The 12159-nt window shown below is 70.3% G+C and carries 11 protein-coding genes; 9 read left to right on the forward strand and 2 right to left on the reverse strand.

What is annotated here, in order from left to right:
* Positions 1-1202: glycoside hydrolase family 127 protein (locus VIP82_RS06500; RefSeq protein WP_331906831.1), on the forward strand; the 1202-nt coding region annotated here is incomplete at its 5' end.
* A gap of 1 nt (position 1203) precedes the next feature.
* Here the strand turns inward: VIP82_RS06500 and VIP82_RS06505 are convergent.
* Positions 1204-1494 carry a DUF4287 domain-containing protein gene (locus VIP82_RS06505; RefSeq protein WP_331906833.1) on the reverse strand — a complete coding sequence of 97 codons (291 nt, stop codon included), beginning with the start codon at positions 1492-1494 and terminating at the stop codon, positions 1204-1206.
* A gap of 13 nt (positions 1495-1507) precedes the next feature.
* Complete coding sequence (locus VIP82_RS06510) at positions 1508-1891, reverse strand: cupin domain-containing protein (RefSeq protein WP_331906835.1); 384 nt, start codon at positions 1889-1891, stop codon at positions 1508-1510.
* A gap of 74 nt (positions 1892-1965) precedes the next feature.
* On the opposite strand from VIP82_RS06510, the gene VIP82_RS06515 reads away from it, so the two are divergent.
* From VIP82_RS06515 to VIP82_RS06550, 8 genes are all read left to right on the forward strand, one after another.
* Positions 1966-2955 carry an ArsR/SmtB family transcription factor gene (locus tag VIP82_RS06515; RefSeq protein ID WP_331906837.1) on the forward strand — a complete coding sequence of 330 codons (990 nt, stop codon included), beginning with the start codon at positions 1966-1968 and terminating at the stop codon, positions 2953-2955.
* Positions 2956-3117: 162 nt separating this feature from the next.
* Entirely contained in the window at positions 3118-4365 is a 1248-nt protein-coding gene (locus tag VIP82_RS06520; protein WP_331906839.1) for an MFS transporter, read from the forward strand.
* Between the two features lie 312 nt (positions 4366-4677).
* Positions 4678-5664, forward strand: coding sequence for an ABC transporter substrate-binding protein (locus VIP82_RS06525; protein WP_331906841.1), 987 nt, complete (start codon positions 4678-4680; stop codon positions 5662-5664).
* A 98-nt stretch (positions 5665-5762) separates the two neighbouring features.
* Positions 5763-7295 (forward strand): sugar ABC transporter ATP-binding protein, encoded by a 1533-nt coding sequence (locus tag VIP82_RS06530; protein ID WP_414684624.1) that lies wholly within the window; start codon positions 5763-5765, stop codon positions 7293-7295.
* A complete protein-coding gene (locus tag VIP82_RS06535; RefSeq protein ID WP_331906845.1) occupies positions 7292-8374 on the forward strand; it encodes an ABC transporter permease in 1083 nt (360 codons plus the stop codon). The genes VIP82_RS06530 and VIP82_RS06535 overlap by 4 nt, the downstream gene beginning before the upstream one ends.
* The gene (locus tag VIP82_RS06540; protein WP_331906847.1) at positions 8371-9390 is read left to right on the forward strand and encodes an ABC transporter permease subunit; all 1020 of its coding nucleotides are present in this window, start codon (positions 8371-8373) and stop codon (positions 9388-9390) included. Before VIP82_RS06535 ends, VIP82_RS06540 begins: the two co-directional genes overlap by 4 nt.
* Before the next feature lie 49 nt (positions 9391-9439).
* A complete protein-coding gene (locus tag VIP82_RS06545; protein ID WP_331906849.1) occupies positions 9440-10969 on the forward strand; it encodes a sugar ABC transporter ATP-binding protein in 1530 nt (509 codons plus the stop codon).
* Positions 10966-11994 (forward strand): LacI family DNA-binding transcriptional regulator, encoded by a 1029-nt coding sequence (locus VIP82_RS06550; RefSeq protein WP_331906851.1) that lies wholly within the window; start codon positions 10966-10968, stop codon positions 11992-11994. Before VIP82_RS06545 ends, VIP82_RS06550 begins: the two co-directional genes overlap by 4 nt.
* The last annotated feature ends 165 nt before the right edge of the window (positions 11995-12159 follow it).

The following is a 12159-nucleotide window of genomic DNA, read 5'->3' on the forward strand; positions in this document are numbered from 1 at the left end:
ACGTCGCGGTCGACACCGGCGACGACGAGCTGCTCGCGGCGCTCCGCCGGCAGTGGGACCGCACCGTCGCGCGGCGGACGTACGTCACCGGCGGCCAGGGTTCGCACCACCAGGACGAGGCCTTCGGCGAGGACTGGGAGCTGCCGGCCGACCGCGCCTATTCCGAGACCTGCGCCGGCGTCGGATCGGTCATGTTCTCGTGGCGCCTGCTGCTGGCGGGCGGAGACCCTCGCCACGCGGACCTCATCGAGCGGACCCTGTACAACGTCGTAGCCACCTCTCCCGCGCCCGACGGTCGCGCGTTCTTCTACGCCAACACGCTGCACCAGCGTGTGCCCGGCGTGCCGGCCGACCAGGAGGCCACCTCGCCGCGCGCCTCGTCGTCGCTGCGCGCGCCGTGGTTCGAGGTGTCGTGCTGCCCGCCGAACGTCGCGCGGACCCTCGCGAGCCTCGACGCCTATCTCGCCACTTCCGACGACGAGGGCGTTCAGCTGCATCAGTACGCCCCCGCGAGCGTGCGCACGAGGCTGCCGGACGGCCGGGTCGTCGCGTTCGACGTCGAGACGGACTATCCCGCGTCGGGGCGGATCCGCGTGATCACGCAGTCGGACGCCGCGCCCGGCGCCCCGTGGACACTCACGCTGCGCGTGCCGGCATGGGCGGCGGGAGCGCGTCTGCGGGTCGAGGCGGCCGGCCACACCGCCGACGAGAGCGAGGTCGCGCCCGGTCTCGTCGAGGTGCGCCGGGCGTTCCACGCGGGAGACGTCGTGGAGCTGCACCTGCCGATGGCGCCGCGGATCGTGTCGCCCGACCCCCGGATCGATGCCGTGCGCGGGTGCCTGGCGATCGAACGCGGACCCGAGGTGTTTGCCCTCGAATCCGTGGACGTCGATGGACTCGGCGCCGACGATGTCGCCGGCGTCTCGCTCGCCCGCGGTGCAGCGCCGCTGTGGCGCGACGGCCGGGTGTGGGTCGAGGTCGTGGTGCCGGACGACCCGGATGAGACCGGCGTCTGGCCGTACTCGCGCCGGGGCGACGAGCCGCGCGAGACCGCCGGCGCTTCCCGCCCCGAGGCACGCCGCACTGCGACGTCACCGTGGAACGAGGGCGTCGGGACCGTGCAGGTCCCGCTCGTTCCGTACCACGAGTGGGCGGAGCGGGGCCCCTCCACGATGCGCGTCTGGATCCCCGTCGCGACCTGACTCAGGGGTGGGGGTTCGTCGCCTTGCCGTCGAGCCACAGCGTGTTCGACGGATCGGAGTGGGCGGTGCCGGTGCCGACGTGCTTGTCGCTGATCTGCGGACCCTTGGTGATGACGTGGACGAGCGCCATCGCGTGCCCGCGGCCGAGGCCGTAATCCGCGGCGAGCCACTCGACGATCGGCGTGGCCTTCGTGCTCTCGTCGAAGCCCTTCTCATGCGCGAGCTCGATGAACTGCCGCGGCGTGAGGCCGGTCTTGTCCTCGATGTTGTCGAGGTATGCCTGGAATGTCATGAACCGGATCCAATCAGTCGCTGGTGGGAATGTCGAGCACGCCGGGTTCGTCCTGCCACTCCTGGATGATGCGATCCGAGGCGTGGATGCACAGCACACGCAGCCGGCCGCTTCCGGAGTTCTTGAAGCCGTGCCACGCGCCCGCGGGGGCGGTGGCCGTGTCGCCGGCGACGGCATCCAGCGTCTCGCCGTCGATCGTGATGCGCGCCTCGCCCTCCAGCAGCACCCAGGTCTCGGCGTAGGGGTGGCGATGGATGTCGGGACCCTGCCCGGGTTCGTTGTCGACGAAGAAATAGGAGACGGCCGCGCCGTGCTCGACGCCGATGAATCGGCGCAGGCGGCCCGTGCCGACGACGAGGTCGGCAGCGGGGACGATGGCCGGAATGGTGGTGGTCATGAGGTGCTCCATCCGCTTGCAGGTGGTGTGGCTTCAGCCTCCTCGCCGTCCATGAGTCGGCCTATAGTTTCGATGTGGATCGAAAGTTCGTCGATTTCCAGCTCGCGCCGGACGACCTCACCGCGATCCGGTTTGGCGTCTCACCCGGCCACGAGCTGTGTCACGCGGTGCGCGCGCTGCTGCGACCCGACGAGTACCCGCTGCAGTGGGGATGGATGCAGGCGACCCGCAGCGCGATCCCGCGCGAGGACTTCGAGGTGCTCGCGCTGCTGATCCGCGACGAGGGCTACTTCCCCGACTTCTTCACCACCACCCCGACATGGGAGCTCACGCCCGAGGCGGAGGCGGAGCGGCTGCGCGACATCGACGACGAGCGCTTCCGCGTCGATATGACGAAGGTGCTCGTACGCACCGAGGGCGCGCGCCAGGCCGCCGTGCAGCGCATGCTCGACCAGCCCGACCGCGCCCGGGCCATGATCGCGGAGGCGTGGCTGTCGGTCTGGAACTCCGGCGTGGCCCCGGTGTGGACGCAGCTGGAGCGACTGCTCCGCGCCGACATCGCGGTGCGGTCGCGGCGCATCGCCGAGAGCGGCATCGGCGCCATGATCCAGACGCTGCACGATCGCGTCGCGTGGACCGACGGGGCGGTGCGCGTCACGATGCGGATCTGGAGCGAGGTCGTCGACTGCCGCGGCAGCGGGCTGGTGCTGGTGCCGTCGGTGATGGGCACGTCCGGGTGCTTCGTGCTCACCGAGCCGCCCGCGCAGCCGACGCTGTTCTACCCGGCCCAGGGAGTGACGGCGACGTGGGCGCGCGACCCCGCCGACGTGACCACGGCCCTGGGCGCCCTGCTCGGGCCGGCACGCGCCCGCATCCTGCTCGACGCGCACGAGCCGAGGACGACCTCCCAGGTCGCGCGCGACACCGCCCTCGCCGTCTCCACCGCGTCGCACCACCTCACCGTGCTGCGCGATGCGGGCCTTCTCGCGAGCACGCGCGATGGCGCGCGAGTACTGCACCGCCGCACACCGCTCGGCGAGGCGATGGTCGGCGCGGTGCTCTGAACCCCGCCTCCCCGGATGACCCGCCGCCAGGCGCCGCTCAGGTGGCATCGGTAGACTGGCCGGGCCATCCTCGATGTGCATCTACCTGCCTGCGGCCCTCTCCGCTGCGGACAAGGCGGCACGCAATGCCGCTCCCGTGCGGCCGGAAAGCCCCGAACCACGATGCACACGACACTCACCGACGCGCGACAGCGCCCTGCACCCGCCGTCCGGCGCCCGAGCCTCATCCGTGAGGCCGGCTACGCGTACTTCCCCATCGCGCTGATCGCGCGCCTGCCGTTCGCAATGATGGTGGTCGGCATCCTGACGCTCGTCGTGTCGGCGCGCGGATCGCTCGCGCTCGGCGGTGCGACGAGCGCGATGACCGGCCTCGGCACCGCCCTGGTCGGCCCCCTGCTGGGGGCCGCGGCCGACCGCTTCGGCCAACGGCGCGTGCTGCTGATCGCCGGCGCCACCAACAGCGTCATGCTCGCGGCCTTCGCATGGCTGGCCTTCGCGCCGGTCCCGGATGCCGCGCTGCTGGCGGTCGCCTTCTTCATCGGCGCGTCGATGCCGCAGGTCGCACCCCTCTCGCGGAGCCGCCTGGTCGGCATCATCGGGCGGGCCTATCCGAAGGAGCGCCGCACGCCCGTCGTGAACGGCGCCATGGCGTACGAGTCCGCGGCGGACGAGATCGTGTTCGTCTTCGGTCCGGTCATCGTCGGCCTGCTGGCGACGACGCTCAACCCTGCGGCGCCGGTGATCGGCGCCGCCGTGCTGGGCCTGGTCTTCGTGACCGCGTTCGCCCTGCACCCCACCGCCGCGAAGGCGGCGGCATCCGCAGGAGGCGTCCGACCCGAACAGGCGCCGCTGCGGGAGCTCTTCCGCGCGCGCGTGTTCGCGCCGGTCGTCGGGGCACTCGGCATGGGCTTGTTCTTCGGCGCCATGCTGACCTCGCTCACGGCGTTCATGGCCGAGCGCGGCGTGCCCGAGCAGGCCGGTCTGGTCTACGGCGCGATGGGCATCGGATCCGCCGCGCTCGCCCTCGGCGTCGCGCTCTTCCCCGCGCGCTTCTCCCTGAGGGCGCGGTGGCTGACGTTCGCCGCGATCCTCGTCGCGGGAGCCGTCTCCCTGCCCTTCGTCGGCACCGTCGGCGCGATGGCGATCTGCCTGCTCGTGATCGGCGTGGGCATCGGGCCCACGCTCGTGACCCAGTACAGCCTCGCGGCCGCCTTCAGCCCCCGCGGGCGCTCGGCGACCGTCATGACGATGCTCGGCTCGGCCGTCGTCGTCGGCCAGTCCGCCGCATCGGCCGTCACCGGTCTCGTGGCCGACACGTCGGGGGCGGGGACCGCCCTGGTCGCGCCGCTGGTCGCAGCCACGGTCGTCTTCGGTGCGGGCGTCTGGAACGCGGTCGCCTCGCGCCGCTGAACCCCGGCATCCCGGGCGGACGCGTGCGCGCTGCCGGGGCGTTGTGAACGCGCTCATCCGCTCCGACAGCAACACCGACGGCCCGTATCGGCCACGGGCGACGGATGTGATCCCTCACTTTGCGCAAGATTGCGCGGAATCGCGGGCTGCAAAGATCCGCAGAAGTGCCCGCGTTACGGAAATGTTACCGCTCACATCTTGCGCAACCCCGGAATGTGAAGGCTAACATTCAGGCGGACGGGCGGCACGAGTGCGGCCCGCGGCACAGTGATACCGGCGTCGACGCCGGACCCGAACGAGGAGGTTTTGGGAATGAAGAACAGGATTCTCGCCGGTGCAGCGCTTCTGGGAGCGTTGGCACTGGTGGCCACAGGCTGCGCGAGTTCCAACAACGGAGCCGGCGCAGGCGGCGACGGCGGCGACGAGCTCGTGACGGTCGGCTTCGCGCAGACCGGTTCGGAGTCGGGGTGGCGCAGTGCCAACACCGAGTCCATGAAGGAGGCGTTCTCCGAGGACAACGGCTTCGAGCTCGTCTTCAACGCCGCCGACAACGACCCGGCGGCGCAGATCGGGGCGGTCCGCGACTTCATCAGCCGGGGCGTCGACGCGATCGTCATCGCCCCGATCGTGGAGGACGGCTGGGACGACGTGCTGCAGGAGGCATCGGATGCCGGCATCCCGGTCATCCTCGAGGACCGCACGGTCACCTCGTCCGATGATCTGTACGCCAGCTGGGTCGGCCTCGACTTCAAGAAGGAGGGCGTGACCGCCGGCGAGTGGGCGGCCGAGAACTTCGGCGACACCCCGACGAAGATGGTCGTGCTCGAAGGCACCACCGGGTCGGCGCCCGCCAACGACCGCGCCGAGGGCTTCAACGAGGCGATCGAGGGCACGGCGATCGAGACGATCGACTCCCAGACGGGCGACTTCACGCGCGACGGCGGCAAGACGGTCATGGAGGGCTTCCTCCAGAAGTACGGCCTGGACGGCATCGACCTGCTCTATGCGCACAACGATGACATGGCGCTCGGCGCGATCGAGGCGATCGAGGCCGCCGGCGGCGTTCCCGGAGAGGACATCAAGATCATCTCGATCGACGCCGTGCATGACGGCATGCAGGCGCTGGTCGACGGCAAGATCAACTTCATCGTGGAGTGCAACCCGCTGCTCGGCGAGCTCGCCGCCGGTCTCGTGACCGACGTGCTCGCCGACAAGGACGTCGAGAAGGAGAACTACGTCGAGGACCAGTCCTTCACGCAGGAGCAGGCCGCCGAGGTCATCGACTCCCGCGCGTACTGATCCCCGTTCCCGGATCCGGCGGGAATCGGCTGAGGCCGATTCCCGCCGGACGCCGGGCTCGACACCAAAGTCCGGACGAGACAGAGACACGGATGCGCATGACCGTCAACGAAGACATCCCCGCCGTCGCGATGCGGGGCATCACCATCAGCTTCCCGGGCGTCCTCGCCCTCGATCAGGTCGACTTCACGCTGCGCCGCGGCGAGGTCCACTCCCTCATGGGTGAGAACGGCGCCGGCAAGTCGACCCTCATCAAGGCGCTGACCGGCGTGTACCAGATCGACAACGGCACGATCGCGGTCGACGGCGAGGAGCGGGTGTTCGCCGCCACGGCGGATGCGCAGGCAGCAGGGATATCCACCGTTTACCAGGAGGTCAACCTCTGCGCCAACCTGTCGGTCGGCGAGAACGTGATGCTCGGGCACGAGCCGCGTGGCCGTGCGGGCATCGACTGGAAGGCGGTGCACCGGCTCGCCGCCGAGCACCTGGCGGGCCTCGGTCTCACCATCGACACCCGCTCGATCCTCTCGAGCCATTCCATCGCGATCCAGCAGCTCGTCGCGATCAGCCGCGCCATGGTGCTCGACGCCAAGGTGCTCATCCTCGATGAGCCCACCTCGAGCCTCGACCGCGGCGAGGTCGAACGCCTGTTCGCGGTGATCCGGGAACTCCGCGATCACGGCGTCGCGATCCTGTTCGTCAGCCACTTCCTCGACCAGGTGTACGAGATCTCCGACCGCATCACGGTGCTGCGCAACGGCCGGCTCGTGGGCGAGCACGTCGCGGCGGATCTGCCCCGCGACAGCCTCGTGAGCCAGATGATCGGGCGCGAGCTCGACGAGCTCGCCGCGATCTCGCGCACCGCCGATCGCGTGATCGACCGGACGGCGGCGCCGGTGCTGCGCGCCACCGGAGTCGGACGCAGAGGGATGCTGGAACCTGCCGACCTCGACATCTACGAGGGCGAGGTCGTCGGCCTCGCCGGGCTCCTCGGGTCCGGCCGCACCGAACTCGTGCGACTGCTGTACGGCGCCGACAAGGCCGACTCGGGCAGCGTCGAGATCGGCGGCCGGCCGGCACGCCTCACCTCGCCCCGGCACGCGATCGACCACCGCATCGCATTCTCCTCCGAAGACCGCCGCGCCGAGGGGATCATCGCCGACCTGACCGTCGCCGAGAACATCGTGCTCGGCATCCAGGCGAAGCGGGGATGGATGCGGCCGGTGCGCCGCGCGGAGCGCGACCAGGTGGTCTCGGAGTACATCACGGCGCTCGGCGTGCGCCCGGCCGACCCCGACATGCTGGTGCGCAATCTGTCGGGCGGCAACCAGCAGAAGGTGCTGCTCGCCCGCTGGCTGGCGACCGCACCACAGCTGATCATCCTCGACGAGCCCACCCGCGGCATCGACGTCGGCGCGAAGGCCGACATCCAGCGGAAGGTCGCGGAGCTCTCGGCACAGGGGCTCTCGGTCATCTTCATCTCATCGGAGCTCGAAGAAGTGCTTCGATTGGCACAGCGAGTCGTCGTCATGCGCGACCGACGCCGCATCGGCGAGCTGGACTCCAGCACCGTCGACCTCGATCTGCTCATCGACTACATCGCCAACGAGGGCGAGGGGAGCGCAGCGTGAAGAAGCTCGTCACACATCGGCTGTTCTGGCCGGTCGCGGCCCTGCTCGCACTGATCGTGGTCAACACGATCGCGCGGCCGCAGTTCATCAGCATCACCGTGCGCGACGGCGAGCTGTACGGGGCGCTGATCGACATCCTCCGCAACAGCGCGCCGCTCATGCTCGTGGCCCTCGGCATGACGATCGTCATCGCCACCCGGGGCATCGACCTCTCGGTCGGCGCGATCATGGCCGTCTCGGGCGCCGTGGCGCTGACGATCATCGACACCTCCGGCGATCCGGGCAGCGGTGCCACCGTCGCCGTCGCGCTCCTGATCGGCATCCTCGTGGCCCTGGTTCTCGGCGTCTGGAACGGCTTCCTCATCGCCGTACTGGGCATCCAGCCGATCATCGCGACCCTCGTGCTCATGCTCGCGGGCCGCGGCGTGGCGCTGCTGATCACGGACGGGTTCATCACGACGGTCACCAGCGCCCCCTACAAGTTCATCGCGACGGGCTACGTCATCGGACTCCCGTTCGCCCTGTTCATCTCCATCGCGGCGATCGCGGTCATCGCGCTGCTGGAGCGGCGCACCGCACTGGGCGTCCTGACGGAGTCCGTCGGCATCAACCCCGAGGCGAGCCGACTGGCGGGCGTCCGCGCCCGCGGCATCGTGTTCGGCGCCTACGCCGCGAGCGGCGTGCTGGCCGGCATGGCAGGCGTCCTCTACAGCTCGAACATCATGGCCGCCGACGCGAATGCCGCGGGGCTGTACATCGAGCTCTACGCGATCCTCGCCGTCGTTCTCGGCGGGACGTCGCTCATGGGAGGCAAGTTCACCATCGCGGGAACGGTCGTCGGCGTCCTCACGATCCAGACGCTCGAGTCCACCATCCTGTTCCTCGGCGTGCCGTCGGCGCAGGCGCCCGTCTTCTTCGCAGCGGTCGTGGTCGTGGTCGTGCTCGTCCAGTCGCCGCGGCTACACCGATGGGCGCGAGGGCTGATCGCCTCACGCCGTTCCGGCGACGGTGGTCCGAACACGCCCGCACCCACACCCTCGACCACGACGGAGCCGACGAAGGCGGAGGCGGTCCGATGACCACGACGACTCAGACCGAGGCCGGGCGCCCGACGCTCGGCGCGCGCTACGCGACCTTCATGAGCCGGCATTCGTCGCTCATGCCGATGTTCGCGGCCATCGTGATCCTGATCGTGCTCCTCGTGGGCGCGCAGTTCGCGTTCGGCAACTTCATCACGCCTCGGAACCTCTCGGCGCTGCTGCTGAACAACGCCTACCTGCTCATCCTCGCCGTCGGCCTGACGTTCGTGATCCTGACGGGCGGCATCGACCTGTCCGTCGGGTCGGTGATGGCGTTCACCGGCATCCTGTGCGCGAAGCTGCTGGCCGAGGGGCTTCCGGCGATCGTGGCGATTCCGCTCATGCTGCTCGGCGGCGCCGCGATCGGGCTCCTGATCGGCGTACTCGTGCACTACTTCGACGTGCAGCCGTTCATCGCCTCGCTCGCGGGCCTGTTCCTCGCGCGCGGCCTCGCGTTCGTGGTCAGCCTCTCGTCGATCCGCGTCGAAGACCCCGCCGTGCTGTGGCTGCAGCGGACGCGACTCACGGTGGGCGACTGGTATCTGACGCCCACCGGCATCCTCGCCCTCCTCATCGTCGCGATCGGCGTCTTCGTGACGCAGTGGACGCGCTTCGGCCGCACGATCTACGCCATCGGGGGCAACGAGCAGTCGGCGCGGCTGATGGGCCTGCCGGTGGCCCGGACGAAGATCCTCGTCTACGTCATCAGCGGCGTCTGCGGCGGCCTCGCGGGCCTCGTCCTCACGGCGTACTCGGGCGCCGGCTACCCGCTCAACGGCGTCGGCACCGAGCTGGACGCGATAGCGGCGGTGGTCATCGGCGGCACGCTCCTGACGGGCGGATCCGGCTATGTGATCGGCTCGATGATCGGCGTGCTCGTGTACGGCGTGATCAAGACCATCATCGCGTTCATGGGCGCGGAGCAGTCGTGGACCCGCATCATCATCGGCGGGCTGCTGCTGGTGTTCATCGTCGTGCAGCGGTTCATCGTCACCCGGTCCGACCGTCGCCGATGACCCGAGTGCCATGAGCGGACCCGTTCGCGTCTCACGACATAATGGCGTGATGGACGAGCGGCGTCCGCTCATGGAACTCACCGGGGCGACGGTAAGGTTCGGCGCGGAGACCGCGCTCGACGACGTGCGCTTCCGCGTCTTCCCCGGCGAGGTGCACTCGCTCATGGGAGAGAACGGCGCCGGCAAGTCGACGCTCATCAAAGCGCTCACCGGGGCCCTGCACCTCGACAGCGGACGCATCGAGCTCGACGGGCACCCCGTCCGCTTCGGAACACCGGCCGATGCGCTGCGCGCCGGGATCAGCACGGTCTACCAGGAGATCGACCTGCTGCCGAATCTCACGGTGGCCGAGAACATCTGCCTCGGCCGGGAGCCGCGTCGCCTCGGCACCATCCACTGGTCGGCGATGCGGGAGCGGGCCGCGGAGGTGCTCTCGGGACTCGGCCTGACGATCGATCCGGCGTCGATGCTCGGCAGCCACTCGCTCGCCGTCCAGCAGCTCGTCGCCATCGCTCGGGCGATCTCGATCGACGTGCGGGTGCTCGTGCTCGACGAGCCCACTTCGAGCCTCGACATCGAGGAGGTGGCCGAGCTCTTCCGCGTCATGCGCGACCTCAAGGAGCGCGGCGTCGCGATCATCTTCATCTCGCACTTCCTCGACCAGGTCTACGAGATCGCCGACCGCATCACCGTCCTCCGGGGCGGCCGGCTCGTCGGCGAGTACCTGCCGACGGAGCTCTTGCGCATCGACCTGGTCGAGAAGATGCTCGGTCGCAGCGTCTCGGATCTCGGCACACGCGATCGGGTCGACGCCGCGCCGGAGGCGGCATCCGCTCTCCTCGACGCTCGGGGCGTGACGGTCGCTCCCGGCATCGCCGACGCGGACGTCGCGCTGCATGAGGGCGAAGTGCTCGGGCTCGCAGGACTCCTCGGCTCGGGACGGACCGAGCTGGCGCGCGCGATCACGGGCGCCGAGCGGCTCGACGCCGGGATCATCACCATCAGCGGCAGACCCGTGAACCCGAGAACCCCTCGCGAGGCGATCGCATTCGGCATCGTCTACTCGTCGGAGAATCGCCGCACCGAGGGAATCATCAGCGAGCTCAGCGTGCAGGACAACATCACGCTCGCGCTGCAGGCGGAGCGGGGCGTGTTCCGGCGCATGCGGGATCAGCGTCGCCGGGAGCTGGCGATGAGCTGGATAGAGGCGCTCGACATCCGGCCGGCCGACCCCGACCGCCCCGCGGGCACGCTCTCCGGCGGCAACCAGCAGAAGGTGCTGCTGGCACGACTGCTCGCGCTGTCGCCGCGTGTGCTCGTCCTCGACGAGCCGACGCGCGGCATCGACGTCGGCGCCAAGGTCGAGATCCAGAACCTCGTGGGTGAGCTCGCCGACAACGGTCTTTCGGTCGTGTTCATCTCGGCCGAGCTCGAGGAGGTGCTGCGCGTCGCGAGCCGCGTCGCGATCCTGCGCGGCGGCCGGGTGGTCGATACGCTGCCGTCGGACTCGCTCACCGTCGAATCCCTCATGGCGCTCGTCGCGCAGGCCGACGACGCCGACGAGGAGGGAGCGCGGTGACCGACGAGAAGCAGGCGCGCTCCGCGAACATCTTCGACGTGGCCCGGCTCGCGGGGGTCTCGCACCAGACGGTCTCTCGGGTGCTCAACGACCTGCCCAACGTCCGCCCCGCCACGCGCGCACGGGTCGAGCAGGCGATCGCGCAGCTGCGGTACAGCCCCTCCCCCGCGGCGCGCGCGCTCGTCACGCGCCGCACCCGCACCATCGGGCTCGTCGCGCCCGGAGTCTCGGACTACGGCCCCACATCGGTGGCCACGGCCTTCAATTTCGCGGCCCGGGCAGAGCGCTACAGCGTCGAGACGGTGAGCGCGCTCGATCCTGATCCTGCCGCCGTGCGAGAGGTGATCGAGTCGCTGCTCCGCCAGCGCGTCGACGCCATCGTGCTCATCGTCGTCGACATCGGGGTGCTCGAGGTCGTGCGGGGCCTGGATCTCAGCATCCCGGTGGTCGCGGCCGCCGCGACCGCGCGCCGCAGCCCGCTCATCGTCTCGATCGATCAGTACCGCGGCGCCCGATCGGCCGTCCGCCACCTCGCCGAGCTCGGCCACACCCGGATCCTCCACCTCGCCGGACCCCAGCGCGCTCCCGACGCCGTCGAGCGCATCCGCGGCTGGCGCGACGAGCTCGGGTCGCGTCGCCTCGAGGTCGTCGAGCCGAGGCACGGCGACTGGTCCGCCGCCAGCGGCTACCGGCTGGGCGCCGAACTCGACATCGGCCCCGGCACGGCGGTGTTCGCATCGAACGACCACATGTCGATCGGTCTGCTGTCGGCGCTGCGCGAGCGCGGACTGCGCGTGCCCGAGGACGTCAGCGTGGTCGGCTTCGACGACGTGCCCGAGGCCGGCTATCTCTACCCCGCGCTCACCACCGTGCGCCAGGACTTCGCCACCCTCGGCGAACTCATGATGCAGAAGGTGCTGATCGCGGTGGAGGAGCCCGACAGCGTCACCGAGGACACACCGCTTCCCACGCATCTGATCGTGCGCAGCTCCACCCGCCCGCAGAGCGACAGCACCGGCGGCTGACGACGCTCCCGCGCCACTCGGAGCGCCGCCCGCCGGGCGCTACGGCGTGGCGCCGGCGAGCAGCCGCCGCATCTCTGCCATCGCCTCCTCGGACTGCGCCAGCAGTGCCCGGAGACGCTCGGCCGTTTCGCCCGGGTCGGTGGGCGCCGCGTCGGTGACGGCGGC

Origin of the sequence: Microbacterium sp., from assembly GCF_036566905.1 — a bacterium.
Classification (GTDB): Bacteria; Actinomycetota; Actinomycetes; order Actinomycetales; family Microbacteriaceae; genus Microbacterium.

Excerpts from the sequence above, each read along its gene's own strand:
- VIP82_RS06505 (WP_331906833.1), bottom strand. The coding sequence starts at position 1,494 with ATGACATTCCAGGCATACCTCGACAACATCGAGGACAAGACCGGCCTC.
- VIP82_RS06510 (WP_331906835.1), bottom strand. The coding sequence starts at position 1,891 with ATGACCACCACCATTCCGGCCATCGTCCCCGCTGCCGACCTCGTCGTC.
- VIP82_RS06520 (WP_331906839.1), top strand. The coding sequence starts at position 3,118 with ATGCACACGACACTCACCGACGCGCGACAGCGCCCTGCACCCGCCGTC.
- VIP82_RS06525 (WP_331906841.1), top strand. The coding sequence starts at position 4,678 with ATGAAGAACAGGATTCTCGCCGGTGCAGCGCTTCTGGGAGCGTTGGCA.
- VIP82_RS06530 (WP_414684624.1), top strand. The coding sequence starts at position 5,763 with ATGACCGTCAACGAAGACATCCCCGCCGTCGCGATGCGGGGCATCACC.
- VIP82_RS06540 (WP_331906847.1), top strand. The coding sequence starts at position 8,371 with ATGACCACGACGACTCAGACCGAGGCCGGGCGCCCGACGCTCGGCGCG.
- VIP82_RS06545 (WP_331906849.1), top strand. The coding sequence starts at position 9,440 with ATGGACGAGCGGCGTCCGCTCATGGAACTCACCGGGGCGACGGTAAGG.